The organism is Citrobacter sp. wls714 (assembly GCF_005281025.1).
Classification (GTDB): Bacteria; Pseudomonadota; Gammaproteobacteria; order Enterobacterales; family Enterobacteriaceae; genus Citrobacter; species Citrobacter werkmanii.
Map to the genome: position 1 here is coordinate 20,448 of NZ_SZWZ01000025.1, position 17,570 is coordinate 38,017.

Annotated in this window: 13 protein-coding genes; 4 read left to right on the forward strand and 9 right to left on the reverse strand. The window is 51.4% G+C overall.

Going from position 1 to position 17,570, the window contains the following annotated elements; all coding sequences use genetic code 11:
* From FDX11_RS03010 to FDX11_RS03045, 8 genes are all read right to left on the reverse strand, one after another.
* A complete protein-coding gene (locus FDX11_RS03010; RefSeq protein WP_061382084.1) occupies window positions 1–1,026 on the reverse strand; it encodes an ABC transporter permease in 1,026 nt (341 codons plus the stop codon).
* The gene (locus tag FDX11_RS03015; RefSeq protein ID WP_137397466.1) at window positions 1,026–2,120 is read right to left on the reverse strand and encodes a microcin C ABC transporter permease YejB; all 1,095 of its coding nucleotides are present in this window, start codon (window positions 2,118–2,120) and stop codon (window positions 1,026–1,028) included. The genes FDX11_RS03010 and FDX11_RS03015 overlap by 1 nt, the downstream gene beginning before the upstream one ends.
* On the reverse strand, window positions 2,121–3,935 hold the full coding sequence (locus FDX11_RS03020) for an extracellular solute-binding protein (RefSeq protein WP_137397467.1): 1,815 nt from the start codon (window positions 3,933–3,935) through the stop codon (window positions 2,121–2,123).
* A 100-nt stretch (window positions 3,936–4,035) separates the two neighbouring features.
* Window positions 4,036–5,595, reverse strand: a complete 1,560-nt coding sequence (locus tag FDX11_RS03025; RefSeq protein ID WP_137397468.1) for a cyclic di-GMP phosphodiesterase — start codon at window positions 5,593–5,595, stop codon at window positions 4,036–4,038.
* 170 nt (window positions 5,596–5,765) lie between these two features.
* Entirely contained in the window at window positions 5,766–6,335 is a 570-nt protein-coding gene (gene mepS / locus FDX11_RS03030) for a bifunctional murein DD-endopeptidase/murein LD-carboxypeptidase (protein WP_003027474.1), read from the reverse strand.
* Window positions 6,336–6,748: 413 nt separating this feature from the next.
* A complete protein-coding gene (locus FDX11_RS03035) occupies window positions 6,749–7,462 on the reverse strand; it encodes a phosphatase PAP2 family protein (RefSeq protein ID WP_079223388.1) in 714 nt (237 codons plus the stop codon).
* A gap of 34 nt (window positions 7,463–7,496) precedes the next feature.
* Window positions 7,497–8,483, reverse strand: a complete 987-nt coding sequence (locus tag FDX11_RS03040) for a GTP-binding protein (RefSeq protein ID WP_137397469.1) — start codon at window positions 8,481–8,483, stop codon at window positions 7,497–7,499.
* Between the two features lie 119 nt (window positions 8,484–8,602).
* Window positions 8,603–10,069, reverse strand: a complete 1,467-nt coding sequence (locus tag FDX11_RS03045; RefSeq protein ID WP_137397470.1) for a mannitol dehydrogenase family protein — start codon at window positions 10,067–10,069, stop codon at window positions 8,603–8,605.
* A 202-nt stretch (window positions 10,070–10,271) separates the two neighbouring features.
* Here FDX11_RS03045 and uxuA point away from each other — a divergent pair, with 202 nt between their 5' ends.
* On the forward strand, window positions 10,272–11,462 hold the full coding sequence (gene uxuA / locus FDX11_RS03050) for a mannonate dehydratase (protein ID WP_042307270.1): 1,191 nt from the start codon (window positions 10,272–10,274) through the stop codon (window positions 11,460–11,462).
* 45 nt (window positions 11,463–11,507) lie between these two features.
* On the opposite strand, the gene FDX11_RS03055 is transcribed toward uxuA, so the two are convergent.
* Window positions 11,508–12,980, reverse strand: coding sequence for a PLP-dependent aminotransferase family protein (locus FDX11_RS03055; RefSeq protein WP_137397471.1), 1,473 nt, complete (start codon window positions 12,978–12,980; stop codon window positions 11,508–11,510).
* Window positions 12,981–13,145: 165 nt separating this feature from the next.
* On the opposite strand from FDX11_RS03055, the gene torC reads away from it, so the two are divergent.
* The 3 genes from torC to torD are packed head-to-tail and all read left to right on the forward strand — an operon-like array spanning window position 13,146 to window position 17,409.
* On the forward strand, window positions 13,146–14,279 hold the full coding sequence (gene torC / locus FDX11_RS03060) for a pentaheme c-type cytochrome TorC (protein ID WP_079223412.1): 1,134 nt from the start codon (window positions 13,146–13,148) through the stop codon (window positions 14,277–14,279).
* A 9-nt stretch (window positions 14,280–14,288) separates the two neighbouring features.
* On the forward strand, window positions 14,289–16,787 hold the full coding sequence (gene torA, locus FDX11_RS03065) for a trimethylamine-N-oxide reductase TorA (RefSeq protein WP_137397472.1): 2,499 nt from the start codon (window positions 14,289–14,291) through the stop codon (window positions 16,785–16,787).
* Window positions 16,777–17,409 carry a molecular chaperone TorD gene (gene torD / locus FDX11_RS03070; protein WP_042307276.1) on the forward strand — a complete coding sequence of 211 codons (633 nt, stop codon included), beginning with the start codon at window positions 16,777–16,779 and terminating at the stop codon, window positions 17,407–17,409. Before torA ends, torD begins: the two co-directional genes overlap by 11 nt.
* The last annotated feature ends 161 nt before the right edge of the window (window positions 17,410–17,570 follow it).

Below are 17,570 nucleotides of genomic sequence, written 5' to 3' on the forward strand. Positions count from 1 at the left end.
TTAAATTGCCTTATTGGGATCAAACGCGTCGCGTACCGCTTCACCAATAAAGATCAGTAGCGATAACAGCAGGGCAACGGAGATGAACGCAGTGATCCCAAGCCACGGCGCCTGCAGGTTATTTTTACCTTGTAACAGGAGTTCTCCCAACGATGGCGAGCCAAGCGGTAAGCCGAATCCGAGAAAATCCAGCGAGGTCAGGGTAGTGATCGAGGCGCATAATATAAACGGTAAAAAAGTCAGGGCGGCGACCATCGCGTTGGGTAGCATATGACGCAGAATAATACTGCGATCGCTGACGCCGAGCGCCTGCGCGGCACGAATGTAATCAAAGTTTCGGGTACGTAAAAATTCCGCACGCACCACGCCAACCAGACTCATCCAGCCAAACAGCACGGTAATGCCCAGCAGCCACCAGAAGTTTGGCTGAACCACGCTCGACAGCAGAATGATCAGAAACAGCGTCGGCATACCAGACCAAACCTCAATAAATCGCTGTCCCCACAGGTCCACCTTGCCGCCATAGTAGCCCTGGATTGCGCCAGCCATGATCCCCATCACGCTGGAACACAGGGTCAGCATTAAACCAAACAGGACCGAGATACGAGTGCCGTACAGGATACGCGCCAGCACATCGCCGCCGTTGGCGTCCGTCCCCAGCCAGTTTTGTGCAGAAGGTGGGGAAGGGAAGGGCTTATCGGTGGCAAAGTTAATGCTGGTGGCGCCAAAGCGTACGGGCGCCCACAGGATCCAGCCCTGCTTCTCCAGGCGCTGCTGTAGCCAGGGATCCTGATAATCAGCTTTGGTCGCCAGCGGTCCGCCGAAGTCGCTTTCACTGTAGTTTTTGAACAGAGGGAAATACCAACTGCTGTCATAGCGCACCAGCAGCGGCTTATCGTTGGCAATCAGTTCGGAACACAGGCTAAGGCCAAACAACACCAGAAAAATCCACAGCGACCAGTAGCCGCGGCGGTTATGGCGAAAACGCGCCCAGCGGGCTTGATTGACGGGGCTTAATCGCGACATTAGCGTCCCTCAAAATCAATACGGGGATCGACCAGCGTATAGCTGATATCACTGAGAATATTCAGCAGCAGTCCGATCAGGGTGAAGATATAGAGCGTGCCAAACATCACCGGATAGTCGCGTGATACGGTGGATTCATACCCCAGTAACCCCAGTCCGTTAAGCGAGAACATGACTTCAATCAGCAGCGAGCCGGTAAAAAACATGCTGATAAACGTTGCCGGGAAACCTGCTATCACCAGCAACATCGCGTTGCGAAACACATGTTTCAATAGAATGTTTTTCTCGCTTACTCCTTTGGCGCGCGCGGTGACGACATACTGTTTGCGGACTTCATCCAGAAATGAGTTTTTGGTCAACATGGTCAGCGCGGCAAACCCGCCAACCACCGTCGCCAGCACCGGCAGGGTAATATGCCAGAGATAGTCGGTGATCTTTTGATACCAGGGGAGAGCGTCAAAATTAGCGGAAACCAGCCCGCGTAGCGGGAACAGATCGTAATAGCTTCCCCCGGCAAAAAAGACGATCAGCAAAATCGCAAACAGAAATGCCGGGATGGCATAGCCAATAATAATGAATGCACTGCTCCACACATCAAATCGACTACCATTGTGAACCGCTTTGCGGATACCTAGCGGTATCGACACCAGATAGATGATGAGTGTGCTCCACAGCCCCAGCGTGACGGAAACGGGTAGGCTGTCTTTTATAAGCGTCAGCACCGAAGCGCTACGGAACAGGCTGTCGCCGAAATCGAAACGAATGTAGTCCCAGAGCATTTTGAAGTAACGCTCATGAATAGGCTTATCGAACCCGTAGCGGCGGGTGATTTCTGCAATCACTTCCGGGTCAAGACCGCGGCCTCCGCGATAATTGCTGTCGCTGATGTTACCCACGCCGGTTTGCGCGTGGCTGGCGCGAACGCCTTCGCTGCCCGCGCCGGGTAAGGCTCCACTTTGCCCGAACTCAATAGCGGCGACGGCCTGCTCAACGGGACCGCCTGGGGCAATTTGCACGATAAAAAAGTTAATGGTGATGATGGCCCAGAGCGTCGGGATCACCAGTAGCAGACGTCGAATCAGATAAGCGCCCATTTACTCTCCCTGCCGTCTGGCTGCGGGTAGCTTCGCAGCTTTGTTGACGTCATACCACCAGTTATCGAGGCCGATGGTGTAAATTGGGCGAATAGCAGGATGTGAAAATTTATCCCACCAGGCGATACGATCCTCGGCCATGTACCACATTGGCAACATGTAGTAGTTCCAGGTTAATACCCTGTCCAGCGCCCGTCCCAGCGGGATCAGTTTGGCTTTATCACCTTGCGCCGCGATGATTTGATTGATCAATTTATCAATCACCGGGCTTTGCACGCCGGGCGCATTGTAGCTGGAGTCAATGTATTCAGAGGCCCACAGAATTTGCAGGTCTGAACTCGGCCACGGCATCGCGCGATACAACCTCGGCATCATGTCATAGTCGCGACTGCGCAGACGGTTCGTGATTTGCGAATTATCAACCTGGCGGATGTTCATGGTGATGCCTAAGCGCTGCAGGTTGTGCTGGAACGGCAGTACCCACTGGCTGTTACTGCCCGCCGGGAGCAACAGTTCGAAGCTCAGAGGTTTACCGCTGGCGCTGTTCACGCGCTGCTGTCCCTTTAGTATCCAGCCAGCCTGTTCCAGTAAGGTATTGGCTTTCAATAAGTTGTCCCGATCGTAACCATCACCTGTTGATTTCGGCGGCTGATAAATTTGGCTGAAGACCTCAGGGGGGAGATCTTTTTTCAATGGCGCGAGGATCACCAGTTCATCCGCATCGGGGTAATTTTTTGCGGCATACTCGGTATTCTGAAAATAGCTGTTTGTCCGGCTCCAGGCGTTATAGAACAGGGCTTTATTCATCCATTCAAAGTCAAAGGCCAACGTGATGGCTTCACGTACGCGTCGATCGCTGAATACCGGACGCTGAATATTAAAGGCCAGCCAACGCGTATCCTGTGCGGATTCGTTTTTCTGCTCATCTTTGATGATGTAATGATTTGCGAAATTTTTGCCTGTATAACGTGTCGCCCAGTTTTTGGCATCATTCTCCAGACGCAGATCAAACGCACCGGCCTTAAACGCTTCAAACGCGACGTTGTCATCAAGATAGTAATCGTAGCGGATGGTATCAAAGTTCCAGCGCCCGCGGTTAACGGGCAGGTTCGCGGCCCAATAATCTTTGACACGCGAATAGACAATATACTGGCCCATTTTCCACTGGGTGATACGGTACGGGCCACTGGCAAGCGGTGGGGAAGATAAGGGAGCGCTGAGTTTATGATCCTTCCAGTATTTCTCAGGCATCACGGGTAATGAAAACAGGCTGAGCATATCCTCTTTGCCCGGTTTGGCTAATTCAATACGTACGGTTAACGGTGCAATGGCTTTTACCGTTGTGCCTTTGTAGACGAGGCGAAACTGCGGCACGCCTTCAGTCATAAATTTGTGAAAGGTGAAGGCGACATCGCTGGCGGTAATGGGGGAGCCATCATGAAAACGCGCCCGCGGATTAATAGCGATTTCTACCCAGGAATAGTCGTCAGCATAGCGCGCGCTGTCGGCAATGAGCGGGTAATAGCTGCCAGGCTCGTCGTCAGAGGTGGTAAATAGCGTATCGTATAGCGTTTCTGTACGCGCGCCGGGGTTGCCACGCATTGCATAGCGGTTGAAGTTATCGAACGTACCAATCGCGGAGAGGGTGATTTGCCCGCCTTTGGGGGCGGCCGGGTTAACGTAATCAAAGTGGTTAAAGTTAAACGCGTACTTCGGTTCGCCCAGTACGGCAAACGCATAGCTTTCTTTGATGGATTGCGCCTGGACGCTAAACCCGATAAGGGCGATAAACAGCAGCAGTAGGCGAGGGATCATATAAAAGCGCTTTCCTTTTCCTGTCACAACCCGACGGGCATCATGCCTGAGAGATAAGGGGTGTGGCGGCGAGTAAGAGTATATGAATCGCAAACTGCGATCACCACGTTGGCTTATTGGGCTGTGCCATCCAACGCACGAAATCAGCAAGCTTTAACGGTCGGCTAATCCAGTACCCCTGGAAAAAATGTACTCCACGATCGCGCAGCCAACGAGCTTGCTCAGGTGTTTCTACCCCTTCAGCAACCGTCAGCATATTAAGACGCTTAGAGAGTGTCAACACGGCGTCCAGAACCGGAGAGGTCAGGGTTTCTGTGCCGATGGCGTTAATAAACCCGCGATCGATTTTCAGGTAGTCAACGGTGAAGCGTTCCAGATAGATAAGCGCGCTATGACCGGTGCCGAAATCATCAATAGCAATTTCAAAGCCAACAGAGTGTAGCCATTCAAATAGCTGGGTCGCCTCGTGTTGATTGAGCATATCGCGTTCAGTGATTTCCAGCACTAACTGAAAATGGTTCGCGGGAAGTGAGGCGCGCAGCCGTCGAATATCGTCTTTAAAACTCTCGCCGTGCAGGTGCGTTGGTGCGATGTTAATCCCCAGTTTGGCGCCAGCAGGAAACACTTTTTGCAGCGTCGGGGCGTCCTGCGCTATCAACTTAAAGAGATGTTGGGTCAGCGGGACAATCATTTTCTGCGATTCTGCGTAATGAATGAAGGCATCCGGGGGGATCTCACCCGTTGATGGATGATGCCAACGTAATAACACCTCAACACCTTTTACCTCCAGCGTTTGCATCTCTACGACGGGCTGGTACACCACATAAAATTGATTATGTTTGATGGCGTGGAGGATATCTTTACCAGGGCGTAACCGGATAGTGAAGATGTAATACCAGAGGAGAACCCCGGTGATAATCCCGGCCATGCATCCCAACATAATCGCGTACCAGATGTCGTTGTACGTCCACTCTTGCGCATACAAACGAATTTTCAGCGGCACCTCTTTAAGCGTCGCCTGGCGCCATGGCGTGTTAGGTAGCGCAGAGACGTCCATAATTCGGGATGAAAATGTTGAAATAGCCGTGTCGCCAGCAATAACGGCAATACCATTAAAATTATCTTCGCGGGCGGTATAAAGCAGATAGGGGGCCAGGTTGATATTCAGTGAAGAAAATACGCCGCTGTTATGGTGTGAGTGATTGCGGTGCCAAATCATTATCGCGGGTTTATCCGGCATCATGGGCGTACCGGAAAGTATTTCCACATCAACATCTTTGTTGATATTCAGCTTGGGGATCAGCGACAAAATGGGGGCGTTCATTGCGCCTGTTGCGGAGGAGCAAAAAGCAATACCGTCTTTTACCAACAAAAAAGCACGAACGTTGAGGTTAAAAGCCGCACTGGAGGTAAGTTTTGCAGCGACTTGCTGGCAGTTCTTTTCCAGCAGGGGTTGAAGCGCATCGGTGGTGGTTTTGAGATCTGCAAAGTAACTACTGACATAATTCTGGATATCGGCAAGCAGCGTTTCGTACTTAACCTCTCGTTTATGCCAGGTGACCAAAAATTGCAGGGTACTCACAAGGATTGCGACGATAAGCCCCGTTATCATACAGGAAAGCAGGATTTTCCGACCGGATGAAGAGGAGCGTCTGAACATAGATCCTTATTTTACCTGATTTAACCGCTTATTCTGTATGAATATAACCTGAAATGACTCACCATGTGAGATTTTTCTTAGTCTCAAGGCAACGCAAAAAAAAGCACCGCCGTAGCAGTGCTTTTCAATATGTCTCATCAGGATAGCCAAGGGATAGCTGCCAAACGAAATTAACTGCGGCTCAGGACCCGGCGAGCTTCGTTGTAACGCTTTTTCCAGTAAGGCTCGTTCATGCTGGAAATGATAACGCCACTGCTGGTCGAGGCATGAACAAACTGGTTGTTGCCGATATAGATACCGACGTGACGGCCTGTGGAGCCAGCGCGGAACAGAACCAGATCGCCTGTGCGCAGATTAGTACGCGAAACGGATTTACCTGTTTCCTGTTGTTCGTAGGTTGAGCGCGGAAGCTCTAAACCAAACTGCTCACGGAACGTACGCTGTACGAAGCTGGAGCAGTCAATACCTTTTTTGGTGCTGCCGCCAAGGCGGTAACGCACGCCTTTCCAGTCAGCATACTGATCCATAATACGTGATTTAACATCGATATTACGGACCATATTTTCAAATTCATCCTGAGAGGCTTGCAGTGAAGAGTTATCTCCATTGCCCACAGCATGCGTCTCAGAATGCATATTCCTGGCGGTGTTCGTGGTACTACATGCGGAAAGCAGAACCGCAACTGCTATCGCGGGTATGCCCCGCAAGATATATCTCAAAATCGGTTGAGATTTGACCATTTTGTTTGTTTTCCCTTGAAGTCCTTAACGATAAATATCGTTATAAAAAATGCCAAACGTGACGAGACTAATTACCATCGCACGATGAGACAATTCCTTAAGGTCAAATCTGTGGCAGAACGCACAAATTTATTCAGAAAGGGAATAATTGTCCCGCGAGGCAAAACGAGTTCGAGGTTACCCGATCGCCCCAGTCATTGCGAGAGATTTTATGTGATTTCTTATAAGAAAAATTGATACAGAAAGTGAATAAACGGCATTGGCTAAATTAAGAACAATTAGCGCAAAAAATACGCAAGTCATTCATTCTAAACATGAATAAGATGACAGGAGAATGACAATCAGAATGATGGAATATTGGTCGGCATCATCAGGGAATCAGAAGTATCCCTGATGATGTTAATTATTTTGCGTTATTTGTTTGAAAATTGTTTGTTTTTGCCGGGCAGATAATTCACAAACAGCGTGACCAGACGATCGCTTAATGGCGTCATTAGCCACCAGGGCAAACCAATCAGCACAACCGTCATGGAGCCGACCACGATATCGGTGAGCCAGTGAGCGCCGATCATTACACGCGGAAAGGCAAAAACCACAGCGATAATAAGGCCGATTATACCTGCAACTTTTCCGAAATAACGCAGCATAAATGCGGAAAAAATAAGCAGCATCATGCCGTGATCGCCAGGAAAACTGTCTCTGGAGGCATCTTTGGTTGGAATATGCAGCAGTTCGCTGACGCGATGAATATTATCCAGCATCAGCGTAGGACTGGCGCGTTTAACCGGAATAAGCGCCTGGCCCAACTGATTTAATACCACTGCGGTGAGCAGCATCACCAGACCTATAGCCACAATACGCCGGCGACCTTCCGTCGTATCCTTCAGCCAAAAGTGCAGCATCAGTGCGCCCATCGCCAACAACGAGCAGCCATCAAATGCCCGGTTATTAGTGATCGCAACAATCCACAGGAACAGCGGGCTTTCAACCAGCTTCTGGTTGAAGAAACGGAAAACGCCCGTATCCAGTGAGGACCAGAACCCGTGCCCGGCGGGAATATACCAGGACAGAAACAGCGCTATACCTGCAATATTGAGCAGTATAATAAGAGGGTATCGGGTTTTCATCGTCGTTTACCATTGCTAAAAAACGAAGGCAACCTTACGCGCTACCGTCTAAACGAAGTCTCAACAATGCGCTCTGTAACGTATTCCAGTCGGTGTCAGTATCGGAGATGAGTTCAATACGGCTATCCGGCGGAGCAACGTTTTGCGTCTCAATATGCCAGTCCTCTCCCTGACGGTTAATGCGCACCAGACCCTCTTTTATACGCATGACTCCTTTTACACGCCCTACAGGGGCAAGGCGCGACCATTCCAGCAGGCCGATGGTATCGAACACCGTATCGGCGTCAAAAATCCAGCCGCAGGCATGATGACCCTGACCGCTGTTCAGGCTGCGACGCCAGCGCTGTTGTGCGGGCAAGCTTAACGCCGCCAGCCCTTTTTTGTCAGCATGACTATGGGCGTGCTCAGCGCTTGCGGGAAGCTGCGCCAGGTTTAGTCGGGGCAAATCCAGTAATTGACCGGCAATATTTCCATGATCGGCATGAACCAACTGACGATTGCCGCCATAGTGCTGCCACCAGGTTTGCAGGGCGTTTTCGCTTTCCGTTGTGGCGCGGTCGGCTTTGTTGGCGACGATGATATCGGCGGCAGCCAGCTGATCGCGGAAATTGTCATTGGCGACGCTTTTTTCATCCAGTAGCTGGCGCGGATCAAGAATACAAAGGGTCGCGCGCAAATCAATCCACGGTTCGTAAACCGGCGCGGTGAGTAAATCCAGAATCTGTTTGGGATGTCCGAGTCCGGTGGGTTCAATGAGCAGTCGGTCGGGTTTTCCCTGACGCAACAATGTATTGAGGCCAACCTGCATTGGCAGACCGTTAACACAGCACATACAGCCGCCGGGGATCTCTTTCAGCAATGCGCCGCTGTCGGCTAACAGGGCGCCATCAATACCTACTTCGCCAAACTCATTGACCAGTACGGCCCACTTCTCTGCGGGATCTTTGTTTGCCAATAAATGAAGAATAGAGGTGGTTTTGCCACTGCCGAGAAAACCGGTGATGAGATTGGTTTTAGTCACATTTACTCCAGAATCATAAATTGCCGTAATGGCATTTAACAATCCTGGCGAAAAACGGGGAAAAAGAGAAGGGGTGAGAGGACGAAGACGCGCTTCGTCCTGATTAATGGCAGAAATCGTTAACTTTTTAACGTCTCAATGACAGCCTGATGCGCACCATATTGGGCAATACGTTGCCAGGCGAGCTGAATAGCCGCAACAAACTGCGGATTCTGTACGAGATCGGTGGCGAAAATCTCATGCAGAGAAAGCAGAGCGCTGACGCGTTCTGAGTCTGTACTCTGCTCCACAAGAGCGCCGATTTTCTCGCTCAATGGATCGCGAATATCAATGGCCGCACCTGAATCATCCACTCCGCTCACGTAACGCATCCAGCCTGCGACGCCAAGCGCCAGCAGCGGCCACTCGCTGCGCCGTGCTAAATGTACGCGGATCCCTTCCAGCATACGCTGGGGTAATTTTTGGCTACCATCCATCGCGATTTGCCAGGTTTTATGCTTCAGCGCCGGGTTGGCAAAGCGCTCCAGCAGGTTAGCGGCATACTGGTCTAAATCAACATCGGTGATTTGCAACGTAGGTGCCTGTTCGTTGAGCATCAGGCGGTAGGCGGCTTCACGAAATGCGCTGTCCTGCATGCAGTCGCTGATGTGCTGAAACCCAGCCAGATAGCCGAGATACGCGAGAAACGAATGACTACCGTTCAGCATCCGCAGTTTCATTTGTTCCCACGGCAGAACGTTTTCAACCATTTGTACGCCGGCGGTTTCCCACTGCGGACGACCACACACAAAATTGTCTTCAATCACCCACTGGATAAAGGGCTCACAACTGATTGCGCAGGGATCGGCCACTCCCAGCTCGCGGGCGATTTCAGCCAGTGACTCTTCGGTGGCGGCAGGAACAATCCTGTCCACCATGGTACCCGGGAAGCTGACATGTTCCTGGATCCAGTGGGCCAGCTCAGGTGAGCGTTTCTCCGCCATTCCCAGTACGGCGTTTTTTACCACATGGCCATTGTCCGGGATATTATCGCAGGAGAGGACGGTAAAAGGCTGCAGCCCGCGTTCACGTCGGCGGTGCAGCGCTTCAACAATAATGCCGGGTGCGGAGTGTGGTTCAGCCGGAGTCTGTAGATCATGAACAATGCGTGGATGAGAAAGATCCAGCGAGCCTGTTGCCGGATCGATGCAGTAGCCTTTTTCCGTAATGGTTAACGAGACAATCGCCACCTGAGGTTCACAGAATTTTTCGATAATGGCCGCCAGTGAATCCAGCGTGGCGTTCAGGCATTCTTTGACGGAGCCAATAACAATCGGTTGGTTACCATTCGCCCCTTTTTCTAACACGGTAAATAAATGATCCTGCTCGCGAAGCTGACTCATTAGCCTATCGCCGCTGAATAGACTTATTTCGCAAATTCCCCAGTCCCCACCCTGTGCATTCAGTACCCGGTCGGTCAGTAATGCCTGATGGGCGCGGTGAAAAGCACCGAAACCAAAATGCACAATCCGCGTTTTTAATTGTTGGCGATCGTACTGCGGCATCATGACATTTTTCGCGAGCGGCGCTGAGGCAATAGTTTTCATTCAATACACCTGATTAACCATTAATTAACAATGGCAGTATAAAGTTATATGACAGCAAATTGAATTGGTGTGCCTCATTTATCCGGGGAATGTGAGCTGGATCAACCAATCATCGCGGATTCGTTGATCCTCGCCCAGATGCCTGTATGGTAGTCGTCATTAAGTGAGTTTAATTTGGTATAACAACTTGTGAGGTGAAACAATGGAACAAACCTGGCGTTGGTACGGACCTAACGATCCAGTATCGCTTGATGATGTGCGTCAGGCTGGCGCAACGGGTGTTGTGACCGCCTTGCACCACATTGCCAACGGTGAAGTCTGGCCGGTAGAAGAGATTAAAAAGCGGCAGGCTATTCTTGCTGAAAAAGGGCTGACCTGGTCAGTGGTGGAAAGTATCCCCGTCCACGAAGATATCAAAACGCACTCTGGTCAGTATCAAACGTGGATTGCTAACTATCAGCAGAGTATCCGTAATCTGGCGACCTGCGGCATCGATACCGTGTGCTATAACTTCATGCCGATCCTCGACTGGACGCGTACTGACCTCGAATATCAGTTGCCGGACGGCTCCAAAGCGCTGCGTTTTGACCAGATCGCTTTTGCTGCCTTTGAGCTGCATATCCTCAAACGTTCTGGGGCCGAAGCAGATTACACCCCGGAAGAACAACGCCAGGCGCTGGACTATTTCAATGCCATGAGCGAAGCCGATATTGAAAAACTGACGCGCAATATTATTGCAGGTCTACCCGGTGCCGAAGAGGGATATACCCTGGATCAGTTCCGTGCGCGCCTTGCTGAATATGACGGCATCAGTAAAGACGATTTGCGCAATAATATGGCGGTATTCCTGCGGGCGATAGTGCCAGTGGCAGAAGAAGTCGGCGTCCGTCTTGCCGTGCACCCGGACGATCCGCCGCGTCCGATCCTCGGCCTGCCGCGCATCGTTTCGACCATTGAAGATATGCAGTGGCTGAAAGACACCGTCGACAGCATCAATAACGGTTTCACCATGTGCACCGGCTCCTACGGCGTACGCGCCGATAACGATCTGGTGAAAATGATTGAAACTTTTGGCGATCGTATTCACTTCACGCATCTGCGTTCAACTTGCCGTGAAGATAACCCGAAAACCTTCCACGAAGGTGCGCATTTGCAGGGCGATGTGGATATGGTATCGGTGGTGGCGGCGATTCTGAGCGAAGAGCAACGTCGTAAACAGGCGGGCGATCTGCGTCCAATCCCGATGCGCCCCGATCACGGGCACCAGATGCTTGATGATTTGCATAAGAAAACCAACCCGGGCTACTCTGCGATTGGTCGTCTGAAAGGCCTGGCGGAAGTCCGTGGCGTTGAGCTGGCGCTGAAACAAACGCAGTTTCGCGATCTGCTGTAAGGCGAACAACAGGGATTGAGCGGCAGGCTCGATCCCTGTAATCCATCAAGGCTGCGATAGCGCCTGTTCCAGTACTGCCAGGACTCTTTTTATCTGCTGTATCTGCAATCCACCAAAACCAAAAAACATGACTGCATCGCTGTTCTCCTTACGCCATGCGGATTCTGATCCATTCTCTATATCTGGCAGGGTATCAAAACGAATCCCGGCCAGCAGGCAGCGTTGTTGCAGCCTGGCGATAGTTTCGGGGGACCAGGCAATGCGTAAAGAGAGGTGCAGACCTGCCGTTGCACCAGCGATTTTCCCTTCCGGAAACAACGCGGACAGGCCGTCGCGTAATAGCGTAAGACGTGCCGCATAATTGCAGGCCAGCTTGCTGATATGCGTATAAAACACCTGATTTTGCATTAATTCGGCCAAAAATTGCTGCAACAACCACTGGCTCCCGTTGTTGTTGAGCGCTTTCATATTCTGTACGGCCGGAAGCAGTTCGTCAGGGCAAATCAGATAGCCAAGACGTCCTCCAGGTCCCAGTGTTTTGGAAAATGTCCCCATATAGATAACCCGGTTGTGATAATCCATGGCTTTCAGCGCGGGAAGGGGATTTTCTCCATAGGTAAAAACGGCATCGTAATCGTCTTCAATAATGTAAGCGCCGACGCGCTGCGCCCATGTTAATAATGCCTGACGCCGCTCCAGTGACAGGACGCTACCCAGCGGATACTGATGCGCTGGAGTAACATAACAAAGCTGGGTGGCATATTCCGGTAAATTATCTGTTTGCAGTCCGTGGTTATCGACGGCAATTGGCGTAATGTCTGCGCCGTAATAATTAAACAGATGCCAGGCACCCGAATAACAAGGGGACTCGGTTACAATATGGCACTTTTTTTGCTGACTGAAAGTATGATGGTTAATAAAGAGTTGAGTGAGCAGTGATAGTCCTTCCTGAATCCCGTTAGTAATAATGATGTTCTCTGCTCGAGTATTAATACCGCGAGATAAATTAAGATATCTGACCAATTGTTCACGCAGTGAAAATAATCCATTTGGTGAATGATATCGGGTAAATAATTGTTCCTTGAGGATGCTGGGGGCGTTATTCCATTTGCGCCAGCTTGACCAGGGAAAAGCATTGGGATCGGGAACGCTCATTTGACAATAGCACTCTCGTCCAGGCTCTACATAAACATCGGTGGGGATCCCAGCCGCTTTAGGTTTCATCGGCGGGGAACCCTGCGCGACGGGCACGATTGCTGGCGTTGTGCGTACAGGTGTGGTGAAGATGACCTCGTAGCCGATACCTTGTCGACTCTTAATTAATCCCGCGGCCATGAGCTTATCATAGGCCATCACGACCGTTATTTTGGCAACGTTTAATACCTGCGCCTGCTCGCGAATAGAGGGAAGTTTATCTCCACAAAGCAAATCACCGCGCTGAATGGCCTGGAAATAAAATTGAAATATCTGCAATTGCAGCGGGGTACGGCTTTCTCGATCGAGAGTCAGTGTTAGCATGAGAAATTCCTTATGTATATATACGCACTATATTACGAGCTTCTCTTCTTTCCGCTTTGATGCACCTCATAGAGTAGATGCTGTTCCTATAAGCTGCTTTTGCTGTCTCTATTTTTGATTTTTATGATCGCTTAGCGTGTCGCTATTAAAAAAATGGAGGCAAGCATGTCGTGGATAAAAAAGAACGCACTGTGGTGCGCATTCGTCGGGGCAGTAGCAATGGCCCTGGCAATTTGGGGGACGTGGCAAGGCGTTCATTACACCAGTACCACCGAATTTTGTTTATCGTGTCACTCGATGCGTACACCAGGAGAGGAATATAAAACCAGCGTGCATTTTCGCAATGCTTCTGGCGTGCGTGCTGAGTGTAAGGATTGTCATATTCCGCCAGGGATCGTCCCGACGCTGGTTCGTAAAACGGAAGCCTTAAACGACCTCTACCACACCTTTATCTCTCCTTCGATTGATACCCCGGAAAAATTTGCCGCAAAACGAGCAGAATTGGCCCAGCGAGAGTGGGCGCGAATGAGCGCTAACAATTCGGCGGCATGTAAATCTTGCCACAGCTATGAGGCGATGGATCACGGCAAACAATCTGCGAATGCGGCGGCGCAAATGACCTCGGCGGCGGCAAAAGACAGCAACTGTATTGATTGCCATAAAGGTATTGCCCATCACAAACCCGATATGAGCAGCGGTTTCCGCGATCGCTATAAGCAGTTGCAGCAGCAGGGAGCGTCTTTATCGAATGCGAGCACGCTGTTCTCGTTAAGCGAAAAAGCACTGACGGCAACGGCCGGAAGCCCCGCAGGTAAAGCGCTGTTATTTCCTGCCACCGAGGTCAAAGTGCTGCAAAAAGAGGGCAGCAACGTGCAGCTTGAACTGACGGGCTGGCGTGAAAGCAAAGGACGCGGGCGGGTGATAACCCAGTATATGGGTAAGCGTGTGTTCTCGGCCGTGCTGGATGACTCTCTGATGGCTAACGTCAAAGTGCTGCAAACTCAGGTCGATCCTGACTCACATCAGCAATGGCAGCAGGTGAGCGTGACCGCCTGGACCTCTGCCCAGGGGCTTATCAGCGATATTGCACCGATCTGGGAATATTCGGATCAAATGCTGCAATCCACCTGTAGCGCCTGTCATAGCACTCCTCCTACGACCCGATATACCGCCAACGGCTGGATCGCCGGATTGAAAGCGATGTCCACCTATTACCGACTTAATCCGGTGGAAGAACGTACGTTGTTGAAATACCTCCAGACCCATGCCAGCGATGTGTCTGAATCTAACAAAAATTAAGGAAAATGTATGGATATTCATGATTTTAACCCGTCTCGCCGCCGTTTTCTGAGCGGTATGTTGGCGGTGGGCGCAGCCAGTGCTCTGGCACCGAATCCGCTGATCTCAAAAGTATGGGCGGCGGGAGAAAACCCCGAAAAGTGGATTCAATCCGGTTCGCATTATGGCGCTTTTGAAGCCAAAGTGGTCAACGGCGAGTGGCTGGAAACCCGGCCTTTCAAACATGACAAATACCCTTGCGATATGCTGAACGCGGTGCGTGAAGTGGTCTATAACCCGTCGCGGGTGCGTTATCCAATGGTTCGTCTGGACTGGTTACGCAAGCGTGAGAAATCGGATCGCAGCCAGCGCGGAGATAATCGTTTTGTGCGGGTAAGCTGGGATCAGGCGCTGGATCTGTTTTACGAAGAGCTGGAACGGGTACAAAAAACCTACGGCTCATCGGGGGTATTTACCGGGCTGGCCGACTGGCAAATGGTGGGAAAATACCATAAAGCGGGCGGGGCGATGGACAGAGGACTTGGCCTGCATGGTAGCTATGTGACGACCGTCGGCGACTACTCTGCGGCCGCGGCGCAGGTTATCTTGCCGCATGTGATTGGTTCGCTGGAAGTTTATGAGCAGCAAACGTCGCTGCCCCTGGTTATCCAGAACAGTAACACCATCGTGCTGTGGGGTTGCGATCCGATCAAGAACCTGCAGATCGAGTTCCTGGTCCCCGATCACGATGCGTTTGGCTATTGGCAACAAATTAAAGAGGCGGTTGCGCAGGGTAAAATGCGTGTTATCAGCGTCGATCCAGTGCGTAGCAAATCGCAAAACTATCTTGGCTGCGAACAACTGGCGCTTCGGCCTCAAACCGATGTCGCGCTAATGTTGGCACTCGCTCATACGCTGTATGAAGAAAAACTGTATGACACGGCGTTTATCAACGATTACACCGTCGGTTTTGAGCAGTTTTTACCGTATCTGCTTGGGGAGAGTGATAAGCAGCCGAAAAATGCCGAATGGGCAGCGGAAATCTGTGGCCTGACGGCGGAGCAGATCCGTGATTTCGCCCGCCTGCTGGTCAAAGGCCGGACCCAATTTATGGGCGGTTGGTGCGTACAACGCATGCATCATGGCGAACAGTATCCCTGGATGCTGGTGGTGCTGGCCAGTATGGTTGGGCAAATTGGCTTGCCGGGCGGGGGCGTAGGGTTTGGCTGGCATTACAACGGCGGTGGTACGGTGACATCCGCCGGACCTGTACTCTCCGGGCTGGGAGGGATCGCGAATCCTCCACCGGCGAAGTATAAAGCGGATTTTCGCGGCGCATCGGAGCATATCCCCACCTCACGCATCGTTGACTGTCTGCTTGAGCCGGGCAAAAAGGTTGCCTTTAACGGCGAAACGTTAACCTGGCCTGATATCAAAATGGCGATCTACAGCGCGGCGAATCCATTCCATGCGCAGCAGGATCGTAATCGCATGATCGAGGCGTGGAAGAAGCTGGAAACCGTGGTGGTATTGGATCATCAATGGACCGCGTCGTGTCGATTTGCCGATATCGTCCTGCCCGTGACTACCCGTTTTGAACGCAACGATATTGAACAGTTTGGTACGCATTCGAATAAAGGGCTGATGGCGCTGCATCAGATCGTTAAACCGCAATATGAAGCCCGGCATGATTTTGACGTTTTTGCCGGATTATGTAAGCGCTTTGACAAAGAAGCGGTGTACCGCGAGAACCGTGACGAAATGCAGTGGATACAAGCGCTCTATGACGAAGGCGTGAAGATGGGTGCGTCGCTCGGCGTCTCTTTACCAGACTTTGCGACATTCTGGCAGGGTGAAGGATATATTGAATATCCGGCCGGACAGCCGTGGGTGCGTCACGGTGAGTTTCGCGACCAGCCAGACCTCAATCCTCTGGGAACGCCTTCAGGTCTGATTGAAATCTACAGTAAAACCATTGCTGGCTTTGCCTACGAGGATTGTCCGGGTCATCCGGTATGGATGGAACCGTTTGAACGTAATCATTCCGCTAAAAAAAATAAATACCCGCTGCATCTGCAATCCTGCCATCCGGATAAACGTCTGCACTCTCAGCTGTGCTCAAGCGAGGCGTTTCGCAACACCTATGCGGTTGCCGGAAGAGAACCGCTTTATATCAGCGCGCAGGATGCCGCCGCCCGTGGCCTGAAAGCAGGTGATATTGCACGCGTCTTCAACGACCGCGGTCAGGTGCTGGCTGGGGTGGTGATTAGCCCTGATTTCACTCCAGGCGTAATCCGCATTCATGAAGGGGCGTGGTATTCCCCGCAGGAAGGTGGAAAAGCCGGGACGTTATGCACCTATGGCGACCCGAATGTCCTGAGCGCCGATATTAGTACTTCACAGCTGGCACAAGGCCCTTCAGCGCATACCGTGCTGGTGGAGGTCGAACGTTATCAGCAGAAAGCCCCACAGGTAACGGCATTCGGTGGCCCGGAGACAGTAAAAGAGGAGGGGGGAAGTGCAGCATAACCAAATACATCAGCAGCGGGCGGACATGTACCAGTGGTTCTCGCAATTGCTGTTCCGTGAGCTGGACGAAAAGCAACTTGCCAGCCTTGAAAACGGCGATAATCGGGCGTGGATTATTTCACTGGCGGTGATTCCTGGATTGTCTGGCAAGGTTAAGCATTTTGAGCGTAGCCTGACCCGGGTTTTGCGTCGTGATTCCCGACAGCTGGAACTCGCCGCGGATTTTGCCTCGCTGTTTCTGCTGGCACCGCCTGGCGGAGTTTCTCCCTATGCCGGGCACTATCCGCATACGACCGCGTCAGCAGAACGTCAGCAAATGAATGTGCTGCTGATCGAACACGGTCTGGCCGCGCGGGAAAATGAGCCATCCGATCATATCGCCATTCAACTGGCATTGATGGCGAAGATGGTTGCTAAAGAGGAGGCGGTATCTGCACAGTATTACTTTTTGCATCACCATATGATGTGCTGGGCGCCATTGCTACGCGATGCCTGCCTGGCGCGAGATGAACAGGGGTTTTACCCGCAGGCAGTCAACCTGATAGTGAGTTTTATGCGCGAGGATGAACAGTATCTGGAATCGCTGTTAATGGATGATTTTTATCTCAGTAGCCAGCGCTGAAAATGAAAAGGGACAGCTGGTGCTGTAATGCCAGTCAGTTAAGCATTATGGAGAATATTTTATTGCAGCACAGGGTTCCGTTCACCTCAGCGGAGTCATTTCTCTGAAGCGCAGATACCCGTGAACGTGCAAGGGAGGCTCACCGCCGCCTCCCTTGCATC

Excerpts from the sequence above, each read along its gene's own strand:
- FDX11_RS03055 (WP_137397471.1), bottom strand. The coding sequence starts at position 12,980 with ATGCTAACACTGACTCTCGATCGAGAAAGCCGTACCCCGCTGCAATTG.
- FDX11_RS03045 (WP_137397470.1), bottom strand. The coding sequence starts at position 10,069 with ATGAAAACTATTGCCTCAGCGCCGCTCGCGAAAAATGTCATGATGCCG.
- FDX11_RS03020 (WP_137397467.1), bottom strand. The coding sequence starts at position 3,935 with ATGATCCCTCGCCTACTGCTGCTGTTTATCGCCCTTATCGGGTTTAGC.
- FDX11_RS03035 (WP_079223388.1), bottom strand. The coding sequence starts at position 7,462 with ATGAAAACCCGATACCCTCTTATTATACTGCTCAATATTGCAGGTATA.
- torC (WP_079223412.1), top strand. The coding sequence starts at position 13,146 with ATGTCGTGGATAAAAAAGAACGCACTGTGGTGCGCATTCGTCGGGGCA.
- mepS (WP_003027474.1), bottom strand. The coding sequence starts at position 6,335 with ATGGTCAAATCTCAACCGATTTTGAGATATATCTTGCGGGGCATACCC.
- FDX11_RS03010 (WP_061382084.1), bottom strand. The coding sequence starts at position 1,026 with ATGTCGCGATTAAGCCCCGTCAATCAAGCCCGCTGGGCGCGTTTTCGC.
- FDX11_RS03015 (WP_137397466.1), bottom strand. The coding sequence starts at position 2,120 with ATGGGCGCTTATCTGATTCGACGTCTGCTACTGGTGATCCCGACGCTC.
- uxuA (WP_042307270.1), top strand. The coding sequence starts at position 10,272 with ATGGAACAAACCTGGCGTTGGTACGGACCTAACGATCCAGTATCGCTT.
- FDX11_RS03025 (WP_137397468.1), bottom strand. The coding sequence starts at position 5,595 with ATGTTCAGACGCTCCTCTTCATCCGGTCGGAAAATCCTGCTTTCCTGT.
- torA (WP_137397472.1), top strand. The coding sequence starts at position 14,289 with ATGGATATTCATGATTTTAACCCGTCTCGCCGCCGTTTTCTGAGCGGT.